Here is a 25,335-nt window from a genome sequence, read left to right as displayed (position 1 = left end):
ATAAATTACATCAATAATAGATCAATGAACTTAATAAGATTTGCATTAAGAAAACCCATTACGATTCTGGTGATTGTAGCCGGACTGTTTTTCTTTGGAATACGGTCCGCCAATTCGATCAAAGTCGACATCTTTCCTAAACTGGATTTACCGGTTATTTACGTTTCCCACCCCTTCAGCGGATATACTCCACAACAAATGGAAGCTTTTTTCGCTAAACAGTACATCAATATTTTCCTTTTCGTAAACGGGATCAAAAGTATTGAAACTAAAAACATTCAGGGATTGACACTGATGAAAATCAATTTTTATCCGGGAACCAATATGGCCCAGGCCGCTGCTGAGCTCAACTCTTTTTCCACAAGGATCCAGGCAGCATTTCCTCCGGGATCCAACCCTCCGTTCATTATCCGTTTTGATGCGTCTACCCTTCCCGTGGGGCAGCTTGTTTTGAGCAGTGATAAAAGAAATAACAATGAGCTTCTTGATTTAGCCAACGTATATGTTCGCTCCACATTTACTTCCATTCCCGGAATTGTTTCTTCTCCCCCTTTTGGAGGAAATATACGGACTGTGGTAATCAATGCCAACCCGGATTTACTCCGACAGCATAATTTAACTCCTGATCAACTTGTAGAAGCATTACGTCTTAATAACCAGACTGCACCTTCAGGGAATGTACGCATCGGGGATAAATATTATATTACTCCAACCAATACGATGATCAAAAACGTAAAAGATTTTGGAAACATTCCTTTATATAAAGGAGGAGTACAAAACCTTTATTTAAAAGATGTAGCAACGGTAACCGACGGAGCAGACATGACCTCCGGGTACGCATTGGTTAATGGACGCCGTTCAGTTTACCTGAGTATTGCCAAAAGTGCTGACGCCTCAACCTGGGATGTCGTCCAAAATCTTAAGAAACAACTTCCCCAGATCCAGTCTAATCTTCCCGACGATGTTAAGGTAAGCTTTGAATTTGACCAATCGACATATGTTATCAATTCCGTTAAAAGCTTGATGAGTGAAGGAACAATAGGTGCCCTGCTGACAGGACTCATGGTTATTTTATTCCTTGGAGATATACGGGGTGCTATCATTGTAATTCTTACTATTCCTATTTCCATTATTTCAGCGGTACTGTTTCTTAATCTCTTCGGGCAGACCATTAATATTATGACCCTAAGTGGGCTTGCGCTGGCTATCGGAATCCTCGTTGATGAAAGTACCGTTACCATAGAGAATATACATCAGCATCTCGATATGGGAAAACCAAAAGCCTTAGCTATCTGGGATGCCTGTAAGGAAATTGCTTTTCCAAAACTCTTGATCTTGTTCTGTATTCTTGCTGTTTTTGCCCCGGCTTTTACAATGGAAGGAATTCCAGGCTCCCTGTTTCTGCCTTTGGCTTTGGCAATAGGATTCAGTATGATCATTTCTTATTTCCTTGCACAAACTTTTGTTCCTGTAATGGCCAACTGGATTATGAAAGTAAAGCACCACAAAGCGAAAGACGGCCATACCATGACCGAAGCAGAAGAACTTGATGCTGCGGGACTAAGTGATGAAGCAGACACCTGGAGCCAGAAAGAAATACTCCTGCAAAACATCGATAGCAACAGGGATGGTAAAGTAAGCCTATTTGAAAAAGTGAGATTCCGGTACCTTAAATTTCTTGACCGGATTATGCCCTTTAGGAAAATTATTGTCTCGGCTTATATTCTGGTAACGATGGGACTGGTCGCTCTCTTTCTCAACAGCATAGGAAGAGACGTGCTACCTCAGGTAAATGGTTCCCAGTTTCAGGTAAGGATGCGTATCCCTGATGGAACGAGGATTGAAACTACAGAACTTCAAACACTGAAGCTGCTCGACGGCATTAAGGATATTGTAGGAAAAGATAACATTTCTATTACCTCAGCTTATGTTGGAACCCATCCTAATCTTTTTTCTGTAAGCCCGATATATCTTTGGATGGCAGGATCACATGAAACAGTATTACAAGTGGGATTACATGAAGGCTTCCATGCAAACCTGGATGATCTTAAAGATAAAATCAGAGAAAAGGCTAAAAGCATCAATCCGGATATGAAGCTTTCCTTTGAGCCCATAGAATTAACAGAAAAAATATTAAGCCAGGGATCTCCAACTCCGATTGAAGTAAGATTATCAGGCAGAAGCAAAGAGCTTAACGAAACTTATGCTAAAAAAATAGCAGAGGAACTTAAAAAAATACCCTACTTAAGAGATGTCCAAATCGGGCAATCGATTAAATACCCTTCGATTGACATCAACGTAGACAGGATCAGGGCAGCCCAACTGGGAGTAGACATGACCGACATTTCACGTTCATTGGTTGCTTCTACCTCTTCATCCCGATACACCGAAAAAAACATCTGGACTGACGAAAAAGCAGGATATAGCTATAATGTACAGGTACAGATCCCTGAAAATAAAATGAATAGCAAAGCTCAGATTGCAGGAATCCCTTTGCTGAAAAACTCTAACAGACCTAATTTAGGGGATGTGGCAACTATAAAAGACAGCTACACGTATGGGGAAACAGATAACCTCGGTGCAATGCCAATGCTTACAGTAACGGCCAATTTAAATCACACCGATTTAGGAAAAGCATCAAAAGATGTTCAGAAGGTGATTAACAACCTTGGAGAATTACCGAGAGGGCTGAATGTCGGATTAATTGGTCTAAGCCAGACTCTCAACGATACCCTGAGCAGTTTACAAAGCAGTCTGATCATTGCCATTCTCGTAATCTTTCTGATGCTTGCTGCCAATTTCCAGTCGTTTAAAGTATCCGGAGTCGTATTGGTAACTGTCCCTGCGGTATTATTAGGCTCTCTTGCATTGCTTATTGTTGCGGGTTCAACGCTTAATCTTCAATCCTATATGGGAATTATCATGTCCGTAGGGGTATCTATTTCCAATGCCGTGCTATTGATAACGAATGCAGAGCAATTGAGAAAACATAATGGAGATGCTTTACTATCAGCAAGAGAAGCTGCGGCACTAAGGATCAGACCTATTGTAATGACCGCCTTAGCAATGGTCGTAGGAATGGTTCCTATGGCACTTGGATTAGGAGAAGCCGGAGATCAGGTCTCTCCGTTAGGACGTGCAGTAATCGGAGGATTAATTGCTTCTACATTTGCAGCATTGTTTATTCTTCCGTTGGCTTTTGCATGGGGACAGGGAAAAACTTCTACCCAAAGCGTATCACTTGACCCTGAGGATGAAGAAAGTATCCACTTTATACCAGAACTTTTAAAATAAAATAACCAAATGGCTATTAAAAATTTAAATATGAACCGTTTATATCAATATTTCATTCCGGCAGTTGTTCTATTATTCAGCTTGCAAAGCTGTGAACAAAACAAAGCGGAAGTAAAAAAGACCGCAACACCATCAGCACCTGAAATAGAAGCTATCAATCCTAAGCAGGGAGATTTCGCTTCATCCACCACTATTCCCGGGGAACTTCAGCCTTTCCAGAAAGTAGACGTATATGCTAAAATAAGCAGTTTTGTTAAAAAACTGTATGTAGATGTAGGAAATGAGGTTGTAGCAGGACAGTTGCTGGCCACACTGGAAGCTCCGGAATTGAATGCGCAGCAAAATGCTGCAGCATCAGCATTAAAATCTAAAGAAGCAATATATATAGCCAGTAAAGCGAAATATGATCGTTTGAAAGAAACCAGTAAAACACCGGGAACCATATCCGCACTTGATCTGGAACAGGCACTTGCTGCACAAAGATCTGACATAGCACAGCTTGAGGCCGCAAAATCCTCTTATCGAGAAGTGATGGATGTTAAAAACTACCTGCAGATCAGGGCTCCATTCAGTGGGAATATAGCAACCAGAAACGTAAGTGCCGGAGCCTATGTGGGACCTTCCGGGAAAGGATCCGAGCTTCCCCTTTTCAGTCTTGTTCAGCAAAACAAACTTCGTTTGGTAGTAAATGTTCCAGAATCTTACACAGGAAGCTTAAATAAGAATGGAGAGATAAAATTCTCTGTACAATCTATCCCGGGAGAAACCTTTACCGCCAAAGTATCCAGATTTGCAGGAGCATTGGATAACAGGCTTCGCTCTCAATCCGTGGAAATGGATGTTTACAATAATGATAAAAAATTATTGCCGGGAATGGTTGCCAATGTAATTCTTCCGTTAAGTGATAACAATAAAGCCCTATCTGTTCCTACTTCAGCAGTATTAAACTCCACATTAGGTGTTTTCGTTATCAGAGTTGAAAAAGACATTGCCCGTTGGGTTCCTGTTACTGCCGGAATTTCAAATAGTGATACGACAACCATTATTGGTGAAGTAAGCCCTAACGATGTGATTATCAAATCAGCAACGGAAGAAATCCGCGACGGACAGAATATAAAAGTAAAGCTCACAAAATAATTAATCTTAACTAGATGTTAAAAGATATTTTTTATTCGTTTTTCTACAAAAAGTAAAAATTAACCCATTATTAAAGGAATGAGATTTTACTTTGTTAAAGAATCTTAATAAAAAAAACCGCAGTATCACCAAAAATGGGATGTTGCGGTTTGTTTTTCTTTAACATACGTAAATAATATGTTAAAATGTGTTAAAGTAAGAACCTGACATTAATCATATCGAAGCTCTTTTGGTTGGAATCTCTACTTTTGTAATGCTTTTAGAAATAAATATTCCTTATTTAACACGGATAATCAAATATATATGAAGAAAAGAGTTTTGTTTTATTTAGCTGCTTTCGTTTCTACGATGTCATTACAATCTTGTGTTACAAACTACGTAGTTTCAAAACCAGCAACTTACACTAAAGAATACAAAACAGATGCCAAACTAGCTTCTATAGATACCAGAAAAATGGAACAGGATAAGAAGCAATTAATCAATTCTTTTATCTCTGAGAAGGCAGCCGTTTTATCTAATGCAAAAAATACTTTAAGAAATTCTGAGATTGCCAAAGCAATCAAACACAATAAAACGATCGACAATATCCTAACCGAAGCTGAAACGTACCTAGGAACTCCTTACAGATATGGAGGAACAACAAGAAATGGTATAGATTGTTCAGCTTTTGTTCTTTCTGTATTCGGAGCAGCAGCAGGTCTTAGTTTACCAAGAGTTGCAGCTTCTCAATCTCAGGAAGGAGAGAGAGTTGAAAAAGAAAACCTACAGAAAGGAGATTTGATTTTCTTTTCTCACGGTAGAAGAATCTCTCACGTTGGTATTGTAGAAAGTGTTTCTGAGGATGGGGAGATTAAATTTATTCATGCAGCTACTTCTAAAGGAGTTATGATTTCGTCACTTAATGATTCATATTGGGGACCGAAATTCAGATTTGCAAAGAGAGTGATTAATGAAGAGGGAGATGCTTATAATAACTTAGCTGCAACTACAGCATCAACAGCAACAAGTTTTTAATTTTAAATAATTGATTTAAATAATGAAAGCCATCAAATATTTGATGGCTTTCTGTTTTATCTGTCTTCAATTGGGTTCTATTTAATGACATACTTCTTTCAACGCCAAAAGGCTAGCTATTTCGATCAATTTCTATGTCCAGGCGATAAAGTAGCCCATGCACTTCCGAAAGTGAAAATTTAGCCTTTTTCAGCCTGTTGGAAGCAGGATCTATAGTATAATTGAAAGATGTTCTGAAATCAGCCTTTTCAAGGTTGGAATTTTCGAAGATTGCCCCGGAAAGATCACAATTATTAAATACGGAATTCGATAAGTCTGCCTCTGCAAAATCAACTTCCGTCAATTTTGAGTTTTTAAACAAAGTTTTCTTGATCGATGTTTTATAAAAAACAGAATTATTTAAAGAACACCCTTCAAATCTGAACGACATTCCAAACTCATTACATTCATCAAAGTGAAGCCCGAACATCTTACATTCTTTAAACAACACTTCCCGAAATGCTGTTGAAACAAGCTTTGTCATACTCAGATTACATCCGATAAATTCACAATCATTAAAACTGAAAAAAGAAAGGTCCATATACTCAAGATGGCAGTTCCGGAATATACAATTTTCATATTCGCCTTTTTGAAATTGGGAAAAGTCCCCATTTTCAAAAACCTGATCAATAACATATGCTTCTTTCATACCAGGATGTTTAAAAGAAATTTTTGTAATAAGTTTTAATAATAACGATGAGTTTTTAGAAAGCCTTTTGTAGCTAACCTATAACGACCGCTTCTATACCAGACTGTTTTTATCCGAATAGTTGAGCTTAAAAAAGATGAAGGTCATAGTAGAGAAGGCCAGCAAAGAACTTCCTCCATAACTAAAATAAGGTAACGGGATCCCAACGGTTGGAAAAAGTCCCATAACCATCCCTAAATTGATCGAAAAGTGCATTAACAGGATGGAAGCAAAACAGTAGCCAAAAACCCTGTTAAAAATAGACTTTTGCTTCTCTGCAAGGTAATAGATCCTTCCAATATACAATAAGTAGCACAAAACAAGTCCCGCACTTCCTACAAATCCCCATTCTTCACCAACGGTACAGAAAATATAATCCGTACTCTGTTCAGGTACAAATTTGCCCTGGGTTACTGATCCCTCACGATATCCTTTTCCTAAAAGTCCGCCAGAGCCAATTGCTGTTTTTGAATAAAGAAGGTTATATCCTGAAGTATCCCTGAATGCCTTTTCTCCTTTATAAAGAACCTCTATCCTCTCCCTTTGGTGTTTCGGTAATTTCTCTAAAATATAAGGTGTTGCAAATGCCAATCCGCACAACAGAATAATAGAGCCTGCAATACTTGAAATGGATATGACATTCCAGGACATTTTATAATAGTTCATTGCAATTAAAATTCCTGCAATGACCAGGATAGCAATCACAACATAAATAGGATTCACCGCAAGAGAAACGAGAAAAACAGCAGCAAAAAGAAACCCTATCCCGAATAATAATCCACTTAATCCTTCTCTATACAATGCAATGAAAAATGCTACAAAAACAAGCAGTGAGCCAACATCCGGAATTGCCAGTACAACAACTGCAGGAATTCCCACGATCGCCAGAGAGGTCAATAAAGATTTTCTATTACTTAAATTAAAATCGGGACCCGAGACATAATTAGCCAGCATCAATGCCGTTCCCAGTTTTGCAAACTCTACCGGCTGCAAACTCAAAGGTCCGAATTTATACCAGTTCTTTTGCCCAAGGACCTCTTTTCCAAAGGGAAACAATCCGATCAGTAATAGGACTCCAATAATATAGATAATTCCGGCCATATTCTCAAAGAACTTGGTACGGGTGAAAAAGATAATGAGTCCTACAAAAACAGATATTCCAAACCAAACTGCTTGTCTGGTCCCACTTGCCGGTTCCACACTGTAGATGTTTGCTATCGCAAAAATGCAAAGCAGGAAATATAGACCAAGGCCTAATTTATCTAATCCTTCTGTCCATTTCATTGCTTTTTATCTTTTTTAGTTTGAGTTTCTGCGTCTATCTGTTTCTGTAATTTTTCTTTCTGTTTCTTTATAAAATCCAGGCTGTCCTGTATTTTTTTTTGTTTTACAGAATCCTGTTTCGGATCTTTGTATAAACCTTTACGTTTTAAATCGACGATCCACTGTCTTTTATATTCAGGCATAAAGCTGGCAGATGTCATCTTTTTGTAAAGATTTTCTCTTTTCAGATCTCCTGTAATATATTTCTCCGCGATCACCGTACTTGCTGGTCCTGCCCATGTAGCACCGAATCCTGCATGCTCCATTACAGCAACCACTACAATTTTTGGCTTATCCGCCGGTGCAATCAAAACAAATATGGAATTATCTTTACCCTGAGGAACCTGAGCAGTCCCTGTCTTGGCCAGCTGAGTAAAATCATTTGATTTCAATCCTCTTGCCGTACCTCTTAATACCACTGCTTCCATTCCTTTAAGAACAGGTTCAAAGTGTTTAGGGTCCACCAGAGTTTTATGCTTTTTCTTAAATCTCGGATCCGGATTAGGCTTTCCGTCAATTGATTTTACAATATGCGGAGTATAATACCATCCCCTATTGGCAATAGCTGCCACGTAATTGGCAAGCTGCAAAGGAGTAACCATCACGTCCCCCTGTCCCATTCCGTTGAAAACAGCACCTGTAGCCAAAGGATCCCAGTTTTTACTGTCTTTTTTAGAACCACTTGCTTTAAGGATGGATGCCATTCTTTTTTCATAAAATGCTCCCGAAGGAATTCTTCCTCTTGCACCAACGGCAAAATCATTGTTTAAAAATTCTCCAACCCCAAAGCTGCTCATAATAGCTTTCCACTCGTCAACACCTTTAGATGGATTTCCCGGATATTTATTAACAATCGCTAAAAATGCATAAGAAAAATAACAGTTACTTGAAACCTGTATGGAAGGAATTAAAGGTTCCGCTCCACCGTGCCCCTTGATTCGTAATCCTCTGTAATTGAATCCGCCCCCACAAGGGAAAATCGTGTTTTCATCCATTACTCCCATTTGCATAGCAGATAATGCCGTAAGTAGTTTAAAAGTGGAACCAGGAGGATACCCTGCCTGCAGAGACCTGTCAAATGTTGGCTTATTTTCGTAGATCGTATCTTTAGATAAAGCGTATAAATTTTTGGATTTCATAGGCCCTGTGAAAAGATTAGGATCAATATCCGGACCTGTCGCCGACACTAAAACCTCCCCGTTATTAGGATCTAAGGCAACGATGGCACCATGTTTATTCACCATCATTTCCTCCGCCATTCTCTGAAGATCATAATCAATGGTCAGAGTAATATCTTTTCCTGTAATTACATCCTTATCTAATGCTCCGTTTTTGTATGAACCAATGTTTCGAAGTCTGATATCCTTCTGGATGTATTTCATCCCTTTTACCCCACGAAGTTCTTTTTCGTATGATTTTTCAACTCCTGTTTTTCCAATGAAATCTCCCGGCAGGTAATAAAGCGAATCCTTTTTTATATCTCTTTCATTAACCTCACTTGTATATCCTAATAGATTTCCGGAAGTGGAGACCTCATATTGACGCTGAGGTCTGGAAACGATACTGAATGCAGGATATTTAAAAATGATTTCCTGAACCCTCGCAATATCTTCTCTGCTCAGATCTTTGATAAAAGTCATCGGAGTCAGCTTAGAATAATATTTTTCTTTCTTGATTGTATTGATTTTATTAATGAAGTCGGATTTGCTTATCTTCATTAAATTACAAAATCCCAAAGTATCAAAATCAGGTTTCATTAAAGCCTGTGTGAAAGAGATCTCATAAGCCGGCTGGTTACCTACCATGATTTTTCCATTCCGGTCAAAAATAACACCCCTTTGCGGGATCACATATTCTATTTTGATAGATGTATTAGCCGCGTTTAGCGCATACCTGTCCGTAAACAACTGCAAATATGCAAGCCTTGCCACAAAAATAAGGGCAATAACAGCAACAACGGCAAAGATTTTTAAATAACGTGTGTTCAAACTTTTTGTTTGATTTTAAAGATTAATGCGTAAACAACTATAAATATAAAGGAAATTACACTTGTTACCAACACATTAAACAATATTTCAAAAAATCTGCTGAACTTAAAGAACTCAATATACTGTACTAAAAGCTGGTGCAGGAAAATACTTGAAAATAGAAATAGTAAGAACTGCCCCCATTGCAGAGATTGAAAAGAAAAGAAGTCGGTGGACGTATCAGTGGACGTCCTGAAGATCAATGTTCTGAAATACGCAATAAGTGTTGTAGCCAGTGCATTAATTCCCCATGAATATAAGAAAGCATCAATAGAAAGTCCTATTAAAAAACTCAATGCCAAAAATTGAAATTTATTTCTGAAAAAGGGATAAAACATGACAAATACAGGATATAGCACGGGAGTATACTTCCCGAACAAAGTGATCCTGTTCAATACAAAAATCTGTAATGCAACAAGAAAGATCATGATTAATATATCCGTAAAAAGTGTTCTGCTAATCATTTTCCTTTTTTATTACTGCCTGTAATGTATCCTGGATTTTTTGAACCTCAGCTTTCTTCAGGCTTTTTACCACATACACTTTATTCAGGGAACCCATTTTCTCACTGAGTTCTACTGAAATATCCCAGAAACCGGTTTTGTTATCTACTGAGTATCCTGCCACAGTACCAATCATTACCCCTTTGGGAAAAATCGCTGATTTTCCATCGGTAACAATCGTATCTCCAATCTTCAGGGCTACATATTTCGGAATATCTGCTAAATGCATTACCCTAGAATTATCCCCGTTCCATGTTAAGGTTCCAAAATACCCAGATTTCTTTAACGAAGCATTGATCCTGATACGGTTAACACTTAAAACCGACTGAACCAAAGCATAACTATCTGTTGAATTTATAACGATCCCTGCAATTCCCTTCGGAGCCATAACTCCCATCTGAGGAAATACCCCATCTCTGCGGCCACGGTTAATTGTAAAATAATTATTTCTCCTGTTAATACTGTTGAAAACAATTTCGCCATCCACAAATGTGTAGATCTGGCCACCTCCTAAAGTATCGTGAACTTTTCTGAAGACCGGCTTTTTGGCGCCATCCTTTCCATACAGTTCAATCATTAAAGCTTTATTCTGAGCAACAAGATCTTCATTGATTTGCTTAAGCTTCAAATAAGAAACCCCTTCATCAATATAACCGGAAACCCAGGAATTTAACGCTGCGGACTGACCAGCAATCCAGGATTTTTGCATGGCATTTTTAGAAAATATAAGGACCAGAGCAATAATTTGCAAGAAAATAAAGAAGACAAAAAGAGAGTTCTTCGAAAATAATCTCAGCAAAAATCCCATTCAGATAGTGTTCGTAAAAGTTAAAATTATTTAATTAAGAAATTGAATTTATCCATATTCTTAAGTGCAATCCCGGTTCCGCGAACAACCGCTCTTAACGGATCTTCAGCTACAAAAACAGGAAGACCTGTTTTTTTATGTAATCTGTCTGCAAGACCTCTCAACAATGCACCTCCTCCTGCAAGATAAATACCTGTTTTATAAATATCAGCTGCCAGTTCAGGTGGTGTTAAAGAAAGAGTTTCCATTACGGCATCTTCAATTCTGATGATAGACTTATCCAATGCGCGGGCAATCTCTTTATACCCAACCATGATTTCTTTTGGTTTACCTGTGATAAGGTCTCTACCTTGTACCGGAATATCTTCAATATCCACATCCAGATCTTCAACAGCAGATCCTACTTCAATTTTCACTCTCTCGGCTGTTCTTTCACCAATATAAAGGTTGTGATGTGTTCTCAGAAAATAAGCGATATCATTCGTGAATACATCCCCTGCAATTTTCACAGACTTGTCACAAACAATACCTCCTAAAGCAACTACTGCAATTTCAGTTGTCCCTCCACCTATATCAATGATCATATTACCTTCCGGTTTTTGAACATCAATTCCTACTCCTATTGCAGCCGCCATTGGTTCATAAATCAGTCTTACCTCCTTAGCATTTACTTTTTGTGCAGAGTCTCTTACCGCTCTTTTTTCCACTTCCGTAATTCCGGAAGGGATACAGATTACAATTCTTAAAGCAGGCTGAATGAATTTACCTTTTATACCAGGAATTTTTTTAATAAACTCCTTGATCATATGTTCAGAAGCATGAAAATCCGCAATAACCCCATCTTTCAAAGGACGAATTGTTTTGATGTCTTCATGGGTTTTCCCCTGCATATGTTTAGCCTGTTCACCAACAGCTATCGGCCTTCCAGTAGATCGCTCAATTGCAACAATTGAGGGCTGGTCTATAACAATTTTATTATTATGGATGATAAGTGTGTTAGCGGTTCCCAAGTCTATCGCAATTTCTTGCGTAAACATATCGAATAAACTCATATTTTTCTTCTGATTTAAGTTTACAAAGATATAAATTAAACACTACCAATAAAATTTGGCAAGCATATAATTTGGTTAAAATTTTATTAAAATTTGAAATAATTCTTTAACGGTCAATTTAATTTCTTATAATATCAATCCAAACTCAGAACAGTAACGGATTTATAGTTTTTCACGATAATTATCATACACAATTTCAGAAAGTGTTTAATTAAAAAAAGCGTAAATTTGCCCCCGGATATGTTACAAAACACTCATACAAATCAAACTTCAAATTTCGCCGTTCTTTCCATAAGCTACGAAAAGGCAGATGGAGAAACACGAGGGAAATTTGCGTTTTTTGATGAAAACATAAAAAATTTCGTTACCCGTATTCACGATGAAAATTTAGGGGATGCCTTTGTGGTTTCTACCTGCAACAGGACCGAAATATATACCACTACTTCCAACTATCTTTTGGTTGCTGAAGAATACTGTAAAACGATCGGGGTTAACATTACTGATTTCTTGCAGTTTGCCAATATCCTTACCAAGGAGGAGGCTTTAACTCATTTGTTCAGGGTTGCCGCAGGTCTTGAAAGCCAGATCATCGGGGATTTTGAGATTATCGGGCAGATCAAAAAAGCATACAGCCGTTTTAAAAAAGAAAGAAAGAACTCTAATCCTTATTTGGAAAGAGCGATCAACTCGGCGATCCAGATTTCAAAAAGAATTAAAAATGAAACCGGGATATCCAATGGAGCCGCTTCAGTTTCTTATGCTGCTGTTCATTACATTCTGAATAATCAAAAAAGGATTACCGAGAAAAATATTCTGCTTTTAGGAGTGGGTGAAATCGGACAAAATACGGTTGAAAATCTGGTAAAGCACGTTTATCAGCCTAAAATAAAAATCACCAACAGAACCCAGGAGAAAGCTGAAAAGATTTCTCAGAAATATACCATTCCCCACGTTGATTATGCAGACTTCGATAAAGAACTGAAAGATACAGACATTCTGATTGTGGCAACAGGAGCAAAACATCCTATTGTAAACGCTTCACATTTTCCAAACGGAAAGGAAACTTTGGTCATTGATCTTTCCATTCCCCACAATGTTGAAAAAAATGTTACGGATAATAAAAATGTAACCTTGATCGATGTGGATGAATTATCAAAACAAATTCAGGAAACAATCCAGCAAAGAGAAAAAGAAATTCCAAAAGCAGAACAGATCATCAAGGAAATGTCTAAAGACTTCATAGAGTGGGAGAAAAAAAGAAAACTCGCTCCCAACATTCATCATTTCAAAGCGGTCCTGAAAAATATGGAGCGTAATGAAATGCATCAGTTCTACAGAAAAAATAAATACATCAATGTAGACGATATGGCACTTTCTGAAAAGATGATTCAGAAAATTACCAGCCGTTTTGCAAAATACATCATAGATAACCCTTTAAAAGCCGAAGAAATTAGTAAATTAATGCACGAAATATTAGTTGAACAACCAAACAACGAATTCAATGAAAAGCATTAGAATAGGAACAAGAAATTCAGCACTTGCTCTTTGGCAGGCGAGAGAGGTCGCAAGGTATCTGCAAAATAATAATTACACGACTGAGATCATGCCCATCCTTTCTTCGGGTGATAAAAATCTTAATCAACCTCTTTACGCTTTAGGGATTACAGGCGTTTTTACCAGAGATCTGGATACCGCATTATTAAATGATGAAATAGATATTGCTGTACACTCTCTGAAAGATGTCCCTACAAAACTTCCCCAACATACAGAACTTATCGCATATCTGGAAAGAGATTATCCGCAGGATGTTTTAATAAGAAAAGAATCAGCAAAAAATAAAGAGTTTCATGAACTTAAGTTAGCAACAAGCAGCTTGAGAAGAAGAGCGTTTTGGCTGAAATATTATCCGGAAGCAACTTTCTCCGATATTCGTGGAAATATACAGACACGCCTTCAAAAATTGGAAGAACAGGATTTTGATGCCACTATATTATCTTTAGCAGGCATCAAAAGAATGAAAATGGACATTGATTACGAGATGCTTCCTTTAATGATCCCAGCGCCTTCTCAGGGAGTTATCGCAGTTGCCGGACATTCGGATAAAAAAGAAATCAATGAAATAGTACGTCAGATTAATCATAAACCCACACAAATCTGCGTTGAGATTGAAAGAAATTTCCTTAGTACCCTTGAAGGAGGATGTACTGCACCCATCGGAGCCTTTGCTGAAATATTTGATGACCAGATCCGCTTTAAAGCAGCACTTTGCTCACTAGACGGAAAAAACTGCATCGCGACGGACGAAAATTTCACATATAATGACAGTGAAAATTTCGGAGAAAAATATGCAAAAATAGTACTCGAAAACGGAGGCAAGGAATTAATGGCCGAAATAAAGAGCCAGATATAAATTCAGGCTTTTGCCGGCACTCAATTTTATCTCAAATGAAAATCTTATTTACCAAAAATATAGACCCCTCTGTTTTATCCAAAGAATTAGGAGATGACATTGGGGTTGATTGTATTGAGGTAATTAAAACAACTCCGATTCGTGTTAAACCATTCGATTTAAAAAATTACTCACTTATTTTCACAAGTGCCAACGGAGTGACTTCTTTTTTCGAAAATCAGTTCAGACCCAATGAGGATTTTACGACAAAAAATTACAACAAGATTTATTGCGTCGGGGAAAAAACAAAAAGAATCCTCCGAAAATATGGGTTTGGCACCTTTAAGGTTCTGAAAAACGCAGAAGCACTTTCGGAATTTATCATTGGACATTGTCCACATGAACAATTCCTGCATTTTTGTGGAAACCTGGCCATTGATGTTCTGGACAATGAACTGCCATTACAAAATATCAAGTACAGAAAGATAACGGTTTATAATACCGAAGAGATCAATCCGTTAATATCTGAAAAATATTATGGCATAGTCTTTTTCAGTCCAAGTGGAGTTCGTAGTTTTGCAAAGCGAAATTCATTAGATCATACGAAGCTGTTTTCTATTGGAGAAACAACCTCCAATGAAATAAAAAAGTATACCCGGGAAAAAATTTTCACTTCAGAAGGTAATACTCTGGTTTCCATTTTAGAAATGATCAGAAGAGAAAGTAAGAACAACCTGTAGCAAATTTGCGCTATCAATTTTACTGCAGATTTAAATAAATTATGATTAAGAACGACCTATATTTAAAAGCCCTTCGCGGAGAGACCGTAGAAAGACCTCCTGTGTGGATGATGAGACAGGCCGGAAGATACCTGCCGGAATTCATTGCATTAAGAGATAAATATGATTTCTTTACAAGATGTCAAACTCCTGAACTCGCTTCTGAAATTACCGTACAGCCGATCCGTAGATATCCGCTGGATGCTGCTATTTTGTTTTCTGACATTTTAGTAGTGCCACAAGCAATGGGAATCGACTTTAAAATGAAGGAATCAGTAGGCCCATGGCTAGACACTCCCATCAGAACAATGGAGCAGGTTCAGAATGTTGTGGTTCCTGATGTGAATGATACTTTAGGATACGTTTTTGATGCCATAGAATTAACCTTATTAAAATTAGATAACGAAATCCCGTTGATCGGTTTTGCAGGATCTCCATGGACTATCCTTTGCTATTGTGTGGAAGGAAAAGGAAGTAAAGCTTTTGATATTGCCAAATCATTCTGTTTTCAGCAACCGGAAGCAGCCCATTTGCTTCTTCAAAAAATTACAGATACTACCATTGCCTATTTAAAGAGAAAAGTAGAAAAAGGAGTATCTGCAGTGCAGATTTTCGATTCCTGGGGAGGAATGCTCTCTCCAGATGATTATCAGGAATTTTCATGGCAATACATCAATCAGATCGTGGAAGCTTTAAGCCCATTGACCCACGTGGTTGTATTTGGAAAAGGATGCTGGTTTGCCCTGGAAGAAATGACAATGTCCAAGGCCTCAGCTCTTGGAGTAGATTGGACAATAAAACCTGAGTTTGCAAGAACTTTAACCAATCATACAATGACCCTTCAAGGGAACTTTGATCCGGCCCGATTGCATTCAACCCCTGAAACCATAAAAAAGATGGTAAACGAGATGATTCATCGATTTGGAAAGGATCGCTATATTGCTAATTTAGGTCACGGAATTCTGCCAAACATTCCACTGGAGAACGCAGAAGCCTTTATCAGAGCTGTTGTAGACTGGAAGCCTTAATAGTTTCACAACCAAATATAAAATAAATCCCTTTCAATAATTATCGAAAGGGATTTGTTATTACAAAAAGCCCCTGCTTAGGAGGCTATTTCAGAGATTATTCTTTTATAATTTTTTTACTGATAATTTCCTTTTTATTATCTATCAGAATCAGATAGCTGCCTTTCGGCAAATCAGAAAGATTATATCCGTCTGCCAATCCTGTAAAGCTCTTAACTTGTCGGCCTGCTAAATCCAGCACGGTGATTTTAGAGTCAAATCTTAAGTTTCCAGACTGAATATGTACAAAATCTTTCACAGGATTAGGGTATACCTGCATCTTATCTGAAAATGAAACCTCAGAAGTACCTAATGCTCCGGAAGTAATGGCAACATCATCTACGACAACACCGTAAGAATAATCCCCTGCATCGTCATATACAAATCTCATTTGAAAATTAGCATTGGCATAAGGCGTAAGATCAATATCCGTAGCTTGCTCATAGGTTGTAACAACATATAAAAATGTATTAAAATCAAGATCCCACTGACCAGCATCCCCCGAAAAAGTAAATACCTGTACCCATGATGTTCCGTTAAAAACCTCGACTTTTAACGTTGAATCATCATCATAAATCATGTTAGCATACTTAAATGAGAGTTTAGGGTTCTGAACCGCCGATAGGTTAATAACAGGAGATACAAGCCTGGCATTGGAGTTTATGCTTGAGGGTCCTGCATTATCATCATCAAAAAAAGCTGCACCTGAGGGAAATGTAGCGAAGCCATTTTCAGATCCTACGTCCCAATTAAAAGAAGTATCGGGATTATTTGTCGTCCATCCGGATGGTAAAACATTTCCATCAAAATTTTCAGAGAACACTTGGGCATTGTATATTCCACACACCAAAATAAAAGAAAATAAATATTTTTTCATAACGCATCTTATTTATTATATTAAATTTAATAATTAATATCATTATAATTGTAAAATTTAATACAATAATTATTTTTTATGAAAATTAAACACAAAAAAACATAAGAGTTTTACTTGAATTTATGATTATATTTAACTTCTAACACTTTAAAAATCAAATAACATGAAAAAATTAAACAAAGAAACAATGAAGGCTATATATGCCGGCGGCGAAATATGCCTGGAATGCGCCTACGGATATTACCAGGTTATTATACAAGGAAGATGTTACTGCGTTCCTTGGGAATAATAAACCTATAAAAAAAGCAGTTTTACAACTGCTTTTTTATTTTTTTATTTCGATTAACTTAACATTCTCTTGGCCTTTTTTACTCCCTCTACAAGAAGATCAATTTCCTGAAAAGTATTATACACGGCAAAACTTGCTCTTACAGTTCCTGCAATATTAAAGAAATCCATTATAGGTTGCGTGCAGTGATGCCCTGTCCTTACAGCTACACCCATCTTATCCAGAATCATTCCTACATCGGAAGATATTCCTACTCCTTCTAAATTAAAGGAAACAACGCCCGTTCTTCTGGCCTTTTCTCCATAGACTTTAAGACCTTCAATCTCTAAAAGCTGTCTTTGAGCATATTCCAACAAAGCATTCTCATGTCTCTGAAGATTTTCGTGTCCTACTTTTTCAATAAAATCTACTGCCGCTCCTAATGCTATATTACCTCCGACATTTGGCGTTCCTGCTTCATACTTAAATGGCAACCCGGCATAGGTCGTTCCATCGAATGAGCATGTGGCAATCATTTCCCCTCCTCCATGAAACGGTGGCAAAGAATCTAAAATATGTTCTTTCCCATACAGGATTCCGGTTCCCATTGGAGCGTACATTTTATGCCCTGAAAATACAAAGAAATCACAATCCATTGCCTGCACATCAATTCTGAAATGAGGAGCAGACTGCGCACCATCAATAACGATATAAGCATCGGAATTCCTCCTGGTCCTTGAGATAATCTCTTCAATAGGATTTACAACCCCCAATGCATTTGAAACCTGGTTTACGGCAACAACTTTAGTTTTCTCGCTTAGATACTGATCCAAATAATCAAGCTGTAAAATACCATTGTCATCAATCGGAATCACACGAAGCTTTGCACCTGTTCTTTCACATAGCAACTGCCATGGAACAATATTAGAATGATGTTCTAAATATGAAATAATGATCTCATCATCTTTTTTCAGCTTTCCGGTAAGAATATAAGCGATGAGGTTTAACCCTTCCGTTGTTCCCTTTGTAAAGATCACCTCAAAATCATGCTTTGCATTAATAAATTTCTGGATCTTTCTTCGCGAAAGCTCCATTTCTTCAGTAGCAAGCTGACTTAAAGTATGAATCCCTCTGTGTACATTTGCATTAATTTCTGTATAGTATTGGTTCCAAACCTCTAAAACGGAGTTTGGTTTTTGTGATGTCGCTGCATTATCCAGATAAACCAGAGGCTTACCGTTGACCTCCTGATCTAATATAGGAAACTGACTTCTTATTTCTTGAATGTCAAACATTTATTATAAATTTTACAATTATTATGTTCTTATTTAGAACACTTCAAATTTACATCTTTTTTTTTGAAAGGCTAAAGAAAGAATAGCATTATAGATGCAATCTAAAATAAAAAACCTGCCAAAAAATTGACAGGTTTTTATATCATTGTTATTAAGCAATTCTTATTCAGCTGCAGTTTCCTCAGCTGCTGGAGCAGCTCCTTCAGCTACAACCTCTTCTTCATCCTCATCATCTTGTGCTGCTGCACCTCCCTTCATTGCATTTCTAGACATCTTAACAGCTACAACAACTGCATTGTCAGGGTGCATGAAAGAATATCCTTCAGTTTTGATAGCACCAACATATAGTTTGTTACCAATCTTAAGTGAAGTAATATCAATAACGATCTCATCCGGCAAGTTTGCAGGGATCGCTTTTACTTTTAGCTTTCTGAATGACTGACGTAGAACACCCCCAGCAACAACACCTTTAGAACGACCAGTAACTCTTACCGGAACTTCCATAATAACCGGCTTATCAGCAGATAATTGATAGAAGTCAGCATGAAGAATTTTGTCTGTAATTGGGTGGAACTGAATATCCTGAAGAACTGCTGGAATTGTTTGTCCGTCAACTTCAATAGATACCGTGTGTGCTTCAGGAGTATATACTAAACCTTTGAAAGATTTCTCTTCTGCAGAGAAGTTCAATGGTTCTGTCCCTCCATAAACAACACAAGGAACTAATTCAGCATCACGTAAAGCTTTTGTAGACTTTTTGCCCACGCTTTCTCTTTTTGTACCTTGAATTGTAATAGATTTCATTTATAAAAATTTAAAATTTTGTTTTAAAATACAATTTGCAAACTTCAGTAAATCAATTAGATAACAAATTTACTACTGATTGACTGGTGCTCATGAACCATCTTCATAACATCTGCAAATAATGGGGCGCAAGATAGCACTTTTATTTTAGATGACAAATTATTTTTAACAGGAATTGAGTCAGTTACAATAACTTCCAGCAATTTAGAGTTCTCAATATTCTCATAAGCCTTTCCTGAAAGCACTCCATGAGTAGCCATTGCTCTAACTGTTTTTGCTCCTTTCTCTATTAAGATATCAGCAGCTTTGCAAAGCGTTCCTGCTGTATCAATCATGTCATCAATAAGAATAACGTTTTTACCATCTACATCCCCGATAAGGAACATTTCCTCTACAACATTAGCTTTCTTTCTCTCTTTGTAAGCAATTACTACTTCAGCACCCAGGTGTCCGGCATAGTTTTTAGCTCTTTTTGCCCCACCCATATCCGGTGAAGCGATGGTAAGATTATCCAGATTCAGGTCTCTGATATAATCTACAAAAATAGTTGACGCATACAAGTGATCCACAGGAATTTCAAAGAATCCCTGAATCTGATCCGCATGCAGATCCATGGTCATAATTCTGGTCGCTCCCGCAGCAGTTAAAAGATTAGCAGCCAACTTAGCACCTATAGGAGCTCTTGGCTTATCTTTTCTATCCTGTCTTGCAAGTCCGAAATAAGGAAGTACAACAGTAATACTTTTCGCAGAAGCCCTTTTTGCAGCGTCAATCATTAGAAGAAGCTCTAATAGATTATCCGCGGGAGGGAATGTAGATCCAATCAGGAAAACCCTACCTCCTCTTACTGATTCGTCTAAAACAGGTTCGAATTCCCCGTCACTAAACTCCTGGAAGTTTATTTTTCCTAATCCCTGCCCATAATGCTGAGCAATTTTTTCTGCCAAGTCCTTACTTGTCCTTGTACTAAATAGATAACTTAACTGATCGGCCATTTTTACTTTTTAAGATTTTGCAAATTTAAAAAAAAACCACAAGAATTAGTCTTGTGGTTTCTAAGTTTTTGTTTCCTTTATATTTTAAGGGAATCTTACTCCTGAATAATTATTCGCATTTACCTGTGGTAAAGAAGAATTATACTTTGCATTAATTGATTTAATAAATTCATTCGCAACAATAGCATAACCTCTTCCTGTCAGGTGAACTCCATCAAGAGAAAAAGCTCCACCCGTTACAAACTTCGCAGTATATCTTACCCCGTCAAATGAAATTCCGGATTGGCTATTAAGTTCAACCATCTTTTTGTTGGCATCTACAAAAGCGTATCCTTTAGCATCTGCTGCTGCTTTAATCGTTACGTTATAAGCATCAATGGTTGTGTTTACATCAGTAACTTCTGTTGCCGTCAATACATATTTATCAGCAAACGGATAAGCAATTCCTTTTGCACCAAGGCTAGCGGGAACCCCTGGAGGCAATGTTTGAAGTGTTCCAATCTCAGCTTTAGAAGTTAAAGGAACCAAATCTCCTGCTTTCGCCTGTCTTGCTTGTCCATAAGTAGCTCCTAAATATGTTGCTAAAGCAATCAGGGTTGGATTTCCGGATGCTAAAGCAGCACCTGTAATCTGAGCACCTAGATTAGGAAGGCTTTCGTCTACTATAAGCAATGGATTAGCTTCGGTTTTAGACAAAGGCTTTATTCTTCCAGCACCTCCTACTGCAGCCAAAATCTGACTCAATGGCCCGTATAAGTTTGTATTTAAATTATCTATTGTTGCATTTCCTACAGTAACATTACCTCCACCTAGAACAGAAGCTGTTAAAGGGTTATAAGGAACAGTTGTTAAGGAAGGAATAGAAGTAACGCTAGGAATATTTGCGATAACACCTTTAGCATTTGTAGAGGCAATCTCATTAATTAATGCATTATAATATTGTGTAAATTGTGCCGGTGGTGTAAGGGTTTCAACCGTAGCATCTCCACCTGCAAGAGCATATAACAACGCATCATTATTTCCTATCCATAATGAAAAGAAAGTAGGCTTCTGTGCTTTAAAATCAGCAATTACAGATGTTGTAGGACTTGATGCAAATCTTACAAAATACGGATTAGCTGTTTTAGTAGCAATTCCTTGAATGTTACCATATCCAGGAGCCAGCAAATGAGCCACTTTTGCTCCCGGAACTCCCATGTTATTGAAAGGACCCGTCAAAATGGTATTTACAAGTGCTGTTGCTGTATTATTATTCGCATTTTTAATATCAGGAGAACCATTTACAAAACCACTAATGAATAATTTTGTATTGGCAATCTGAACAGGACCGGCTAAGGTATTTAACAGCAATCCACCATTATTATCCGGCATTAACGGTTGTTTGAAATCTCCTCCTCCGACAAGTTTCATTTGCTGAGCTATCATAGAAGGATAAGATTCATTTTGTCCATCTGAATAAAGAGCTCCATCTCTATAGCCTGATGTTAATGAATTACCCAATGCTACATATTTAGAAAAGTCTGCATTCCCTTTCGATACCTGGATATCTTTAACATCCGTATCAAAATCATTTTCGCAGCTCGTTGTAAATAAAAGCGCAGAGACAGCGATTGTAGAAATTATAATTTTTTTCATAGTCTTTCAATTAAAAAGGATTATAAGATAAACCTAGACCAAAATAAAACGCCCTGGCTTTTGCCTGTCCGTAGAATCCAAGATTCGCATTATTAACGTCTCTTGCCTGAGGCATTGCATATCCTCCAGCAATATCAACTCCAAATTGTTTCAACTTAAAGCCTACCCCTCCTGTTACTACATAAGTATTAAATGAAGGTGTTTCAGCTATAAAATTGTTGTCAGAATAAGGAGATTCATCATAATAAGCTCCCAAACGTCCAAAAATCATATCGCTAAATGCATATTGCGTTCCTAACCTGAAGGTTTTTGAGTTTCTGAAGTTTTTTGGAGCAACAAGCACCGTAGGATCTGCTTGGTTTCCAATAGGAGCATTGGCAAAATCCAATGTCAGTTTACTGTATCTTTCCCATCCATGATAGTTAAAATCAGCAGAAACCAACCATTTTGGTGTAATCTTATAGGTTAAACCTATTGTATATTCTTCCACTAAAGGAAGCGTTGCAGAGAAACCATCTTGTCCGTTCGCTCCTAATCCTAATAATGAGTAGATAGACTGTGATGGAAATTTAAATGTTGCTGTTCCATTCTTCGCTTTCATATCAACCGGAGAACGGTATGCAATACTAACATCCAGTTTTTCTTCAGGTCTGAAATAGAAACCAAACCCGTATCCATGTCCACTTGCTTTCTCATCATTAATATTTACCTCACCTCCAAATTGAGTAATTGCTTTATCCCAGTCTACTTTTCCTCTTGCATATATATAACTCGCTCCAAAAGCTAACCACGGGGCCAGTTTTACTGAAACCATTGGCTGGAAGTAGAAACTTTTTAATTCTAATTTCTGAACCATTTCTCTTCCTTCCCAATCATTTGGCCATTGGATCGTACTACCAAAAGGTGTTGAAAAGCTGAAACCTACTGATAAATTTTCCAGCGGTTTATAAGCAATAGCCGCATAAATAGGTGTTCCAAGAGGATTATCAGTTTCTGTACTTTGTAAAGTATTTAAATTCTGAAAAGTAACTTTATTACTTGCTCCAAATCCTCCGGCAACTATACTCAGTTTAGAAGGAATGAATGACATACCCGCAGGGTTAAAGAATGCCACACTTGCATCTTCAGCATGAGCACTAGTATGTGCCATTGCCAATTGCTTTACCCCTTGCAAAGAAACCCTGAAGCCTCCAGCGTAAGATAAAACACCCGCCAATAAAGCAGTTGATACTAATATTTTTTTCATAGACTATTATTATATAACCCAAATATAAAATTATTTTGCATAGGTCTGTTAATATTTCTTAATATTTTAAACATTATACGAAAAGAAAATTATGTTTAAAATAACACTTTAGGAAAAATTCACCATAAAAGCATATATACTAGTACATTGGTAAAATTCGGTGATAAAAAAGTGTTTTTTGTTTAATATCAAACAATGATGTTGACGAATATTTGAATTTTTTAGAATTACATAAAGATAAAAATATATAAATTTGCAAGATTAAATAATAGTTATATGAGTTGTGGATGTAAAACATCCGGCGATTCTGCGCATTCTTGCGGACCCAAGAAATCCGCGAATGGTTGTGAAAATGTAAATACCTGTGGTAATAGTTATAAATTAAGTGTTTTCGACTGGCTATCTAACATCAATAATCCCGCATCTAACAGGTGTGATTTTGTAGAAGTTAGATTTAAAAATGACAGAAAATCGTTTTATAAAAATGTAAATAATGTTCCATTACATATAGGTAGTGTAGTCACCGTAGAATCTAGTCCCGGACACGATGTTGGTGTGGTAAGTCTCACCGGCGAATTAGTGAAAATTCAGATGAAAAAGAAAAAATTTTCTGAAGAAAACTCACTAAAAATATACAGATTAGCCAATCAAAAAGATATTGAAGTTTGGCAGGAAGCTAGAAAAAAAGAAGACAGCGTAAAGATCCAGGCAAGAAAGATTGCCCATAATCTGGGGCTTGAAATGAAAGTTACTGATGTAGAGTATCAGGGAGATGCCTCTAAGGTAACATTCTATTATACTGCAGATAATCGTATCGATTTCAGACAGTTAATAAAAGAATACGCCTCTACATTCCGAACAAAAATCGACATGAAACAGATCGGTTTCAGACAGGAAGCCGCAAAAATCGGAGGAATCGGGTCTTGTGGAAGAGAACTTTGCTGTTCGACATGGCTTACCGACTTCAGATCTGTAAATACCAACGTTGCGAGATATCAGCAATTAAGTATCAACCCGCAAAAACTTGCCGGGCAATGTGGTAAACTAAAGTGTTGTCTAAATTATGAATTAGACAGTTATCTTGATGCATTAAGTAATTTCCCTTCTTCGTCAACAACATTGGATACAGAAAAAGGAAGAGCTTTCTGTATTAAAATTGACGTTTTCAAGAAGAAAATGTGGTTTGCCTATGTGGATAGCTCTGTAGCATGGTATGATTTTGATATTGACCTTGTAAAACAGTTCATTTCTAAAAATAAAAGAGGAGAAAAAATACTCCCTCTTGAAGAACTTAAACAACCGGATATCCCGTTGCATAGCATTGATCTGATTCAGGAGAATAATGTGGATCGATTCGAAAAGAAAAATAAAGGATTCAACAAAAACAGAAACCAGAATCACAATAACCAGAACAGGCAAAACAACAATCAGGGACAAAGGAAAAATAAACCGGAGAGATCTGAAAAACCAGACCATACCAATTCTAATCATAACCCCAAACAGCCAAGGCCTCAGCAGCCAAAAGCTCAATTGGAGAAAGTAGAAGCGAGTAATTCCGGTCAGGAGAAAAAGCCTCAACAAAATCCAAACAAGAAAAAATTTAAAAAAAAATTTCCTCCAAAAAAAGATAACAATGCATAAAGTTTTAGGATTTTTATCCCTTATTCTTTTCTTGAGCTGTAATTCTCCGGGAGAACATGTCACGATGAATTCCATTGATAGTAAATGGAATAAGAAAAGTGAGCAGAAATTTAATCTTGAGATTTCGGATCCACAGAATCCTAAAAATATTATATTTGTTGTAAGAAACAATAACGATTATCCTTATAGCAATATAAGGTTTATCGTTAATTTCACCAATCTTCAAAACAAGAAAAAGGAGACGGATACGTTGAATTATATTCTTACAAAACCAAATGGAGAATGGCTTGGAACAGGTTTTGGAGACACGAAGGAAACGCTTTTCCAGTATAAATTAAATTACAGGTTTCCACAAAAAGGAAAATATGAAATTGGATTAATACAAGCGATGAGAAATGATTTCCTTCCGGGGATTGAAGATATTGGAGTAAAAATAGAAACGGCTAAACCGTAA

Annotated in this window: 22 protein-coding genes; 10 read left to right on the top strand and 12 right to left on the bottom strand. The window is 37.2% G+C overall.

Annotated features, from left to right (window positions below; translation table 11 throughout):
* The first annotated feature begins 24 nt into the window (after positions 1-24).
* The 3 genes from AC0INN_RS11895 to AC0INN_RS11885 all read left to right on the top strand — a co-directional run bounded on the left by AC0INN_RS11895 (position 25) and on the right by AC0INN_RS11885 (position 5,445).
* Positions 25-3,294: an efflux RND transporter permease subunit gene (locus tag AC0INN_RS11895; protein ID WP_306613362.1), complete on the top strand. Its 3,270-nt coding sequence runs from the start codon at positions 25-27 to the stop codon at positions 3,292-3,294.
* A gap of 30 nt (positions 3,295-3,324) precedes the next feature.
* Entirely contained in the window at positions 3,325-4,431 is a 1,107-nt protein-coding gene (locus AC0INN_RS11890) for an efflux RND transporter periplasmic adaptor subunit (protein WP_306613360.1), read from the top strand.
* A 303-nt stretch (positions 4,432-4,734) separates the two neighbouring features.
* A complete protein-coding gene (locus AC0INN_RS11885; protein WP_172282063.1) occupies positions 4,735-5,445 on the top strand; it encodes a C40 family peptidase in 711 nt (236 codons plus the stop codon).
* A gap of 112 nt (positions 5,446-5,557) precedes the next feature.
* Here AC0INN_RS11885 and AC0INN_RS11880 read toward each other — a convergent pair whose 3' ends face one another.
* The 6 genes from AC0INN_RS11880 to AC0INN_RS11855 form a co-directional block, all read right to left on the bottom strand.
* Complete coding sequence (locus AC0INN_RS11880; protein ID WP_306613357.1) at positions 5,558-6,133, bottom strand: pentapeptide repeat-containing protein; 576 nt, start codon at positions 6,131-6,133, stop codon at positions 5,558-5,560.
* 93 nt (positions 6,134-6,226) lie between these two features.
* Positions 6,227-7,456 carry a rod shape-determining protein RodA gene (rodA, locus tag AC0INN_RS11875; RefSeq protein WP_172282061.1) on the bottom strand — a complete coding sequence of 410 codons (1,230 nt, stop codon included), beginning with the start codon at positions 7,454-7,456 and terminating at the stop codon, positions 6,227-6,229.
* Positions 7,453-9,483: a peptidoglycan D,D-transpeptidase FtsI family protein gene (locus AC0INN_RS11870; RefSeq protein WP_172282060.1), complete on the bottom strand. Its 2,031-nt coding sequence runs from the start codon at positions 9,481-9,483 to the stop codon at positions 7,453-7,455. The genes rodA and AC0INN_RS11870 overlap by 4 nt, the downstream gene beginning before the upstream one ends.
* A complete protein-coding gene (locus AC0INN_RS11865) occupies positions 9,480-9,986 on the bottom strand; it encodes a rod shape-determining protein MreD (protein ID WP_172282059.1) in 507 nt (168 codons plus the stop codon). The genes AC0INN_RS11870 and AC0INN_RS11865 overlap by 4 nt, the downstream gene beginning before the upstream one ends.
* Positions 9,979-10,833 carry a rod shape-determining protein MreC gene (mreC, locus tag AC0INN_RS11860; protein WP_306613354.1) on the bottom strand — a complete coding sequence of 285 codons (855 nt, stop codon included), beginning with the start codon at positions 10,831-10,833 and terminating at the stop codon, positions 9,979-9,981. Before mreC ends, AC0INN_RS11865 begins: the two co-directional genes overlap by 8 nt.
* A 26-nt stretch (positions 10,834-10,859) precedes the next feature.
* Entirely contained in the window at positions 10,860-11,885 is a 1,026-nt protein-coding gene (locus tag AC0INN_RS11855; RefSeq protein WP_034680746.1) for a rod shape-determining protein, read from the bottom strand.
* Between the two features lie 240 nt (positions 11,886-12,125).
* Here AC0INN_RS11855 and hemA point away from each other — a divergent pair, with 240 nt between their 5' ends.
* Genes hemA through hemE form a run of 4 tightly spaced genes read left to right on the top strand, consistent with a single transcriptional unit; the run spans position 12,126 to position 16,081 of the window.
* On the top strand, positions 12,126-13,400 hold the full coding sequence (hemA, locus tag AC0INN_RS11850; RefSeq protein ID WP_306613349.1) for a glutamyl-tRNA reductase: 1,275 nt from the start codon (positions 12,126-12,128) through the stop codon (positions 13,398-13,400).
* On the top strand, positions 13,387-14,295 hold the full coding sequence (gene hemC, locus AC0INN_RS11845; RefSeq protein ID WP_306613347.1) for a hydroxymethylbilane synthase: 909 nt from the start codon (positions 13,387-13,389) through the stop codon (positions 14,293-14,295). Before hemA ends, hemC begins: the two co-directional genes overlap by 14 nt.
* A 35-nt stretch (positions 14,296-14,330) precedes the next feature.
* The gene (locus AC0INN_RS11840) at positions 14,331-15,014 is read left to right on the top strand and encodes a uroporphyrinogen-III synthase (RefSeq protein ID WP_172282054.1); all 684 of its coding nucleotides are present in this window, start codon (positions 14,331-14,333) and stop codon (positions 15,012-15,014) included.
* 41 nt (positions 15,015-15,055) lie between these two features.
* The gene (gene hemE / locus AC0INN_RS11835) at positions 15,056-16,081 is read left to right on the top strand and encodes a uroporphyrinogen decarboxylase (RefSeq protein ID WP_172282052.1); all 1,026 of its coding nucleotides are present in this window, start codon (positions 15,056-15,058) and stop codon (positions 16,079-16,081) included.
* Positions 16,082-16,178: 97 nt separating this feature from the next.
* On the opposite strand, the gene AC0INN_RS11830 is transcribed toward hemE, so the two are convergent.
* Entirely contained in the window at positions 16,179-16,997 is an 819-nt protein-coding gene (locus AC0INN_RS11830; protein ID WP_273650370.1) for a T9SS type A sorting domain-containing protein, read from the bottom strand.
* Positions 16,998-17,160: 163 nt separating this feature from the next.
* Here AC0INN_RS11830 and AC0INN_RS11825 point away from each other — a divergent pair, with 163 nt between their 5' ends.
* Complete coding sequence (locus AC0INN_RS11825; protein ID WP_306613336.1) at positions 17,161-17,286, top strand: GNAT family acetyltransferase; 126 nt, start codon at positions 17,161-17,163, stop codon at positions 17,284-17,286.
* Between the two features lie 53 nt (positions 17,287-17,339).
* Here AC0INN_RS11825 and AC0INN_RS11820 read toward each other — a convergent pair whose 3' ends face one another.
* From AC0INN_RS11820 to AC0INN_RS11800, 5 genes are all read right to left on the bottom strand, one after another.
* Positions 17,340-18,560, bottom strand: a complete 1,221-nt coding sequence (locus tag AC0INN_RS11820) for an aminotransferase class V-fold PLP-dependent enzyme (RefSeq protein WP_273650368.1) — start codon at positions 18,558-18,560, stop codon at positions 17,340-17,342.
* Between the two features lie 162 nt (positions 18,561-18,722).
* A complete protein-coding gene (locus AC0INN_RS11815; protein ID WP_172282044.1) occupies positions 18,723-19,364 on the bottom strand; it encodes a 50S ribosomal protein L25/general stress protein Ctc in 642 nt (213 codons plus the stop codon).
* A 56-nt stretch (positions 19,365-19,420) separates the two neighbouring features.
* Positions 19,421-20,359, bottom strand: coding sequence for a ribose-phosphate pyrophosphokinase (locus AC0INN_RS11810; protein ID WP_172282042.1), 939 nt, complete (start codon positions 20,357-20,359; stop codon positions 19,421-19,423).
* Positions 20,360-20,443: 84 nt separating this feature from the next.
* A complete protein-coding gene (locus tag AC0INN_RS11805) occupies positions 20,444-21,994 on the bottom strand; it encodes an SGNH/GDSL hydrolase family protein (protein WP_273650367.1) in 1,551 nt (516 codons plus the stop codon).
* Positions 21,995-22,004: 10 nt separating this feature from the next.
* A complete protein-coding gene (locus AC0INN_RS11800; RefSeq protein ID WP_172282038.1) occupies positions 22,005-23,240 on the bottom strand; it encodes an OmpP1/FadL family transporter in 1,236 nt (411 codons plus the stop codon).
* A gap of 276 nt (positions 23,241-23,516) precedes the next feature.
* On the opposite strand from AC0INN_RS11800, the gene AC0INN_RS11795 reads away from it, so the two are divergent.
* Together AC0INN_RS11795 and AC0INN_RS11790 are read left to right on the top strand one after the other, a co-directional pair.
* The gene (locus AC0INN_RS11795) at positions 23,517-24,881 is read left to right on the top strand and encodes a PSP1 domain-containing protein (protein ID WP_273650366.1); all 1,365 of its coding nucleotides are present in this window, start codon (positions 23,517-23,519) and stop codon (positions 24,879-24,881) included.
* On the top strand, positions 24,874-25,335 hold the full coding sequence (locus AC0INN_RS11790) for a gliding motility lipoprotein GldH (protein WP_273650365.1): 462 nt from the start codon (positions 24,874-24,876) through the stop codon (positions 25,333-25,335). Before AC0INN_RS11795 ends, AC0INN_RS11790 begins: the two co-directional genes overlap by 8 nt.

The organism is Chryseobacterium subflavum (assembly GCF_055762745.1).
Note: the sequence above shows the minus strand (reverse complement) of the source record. Positions and strands in the feature narration are given on the sequence as shown.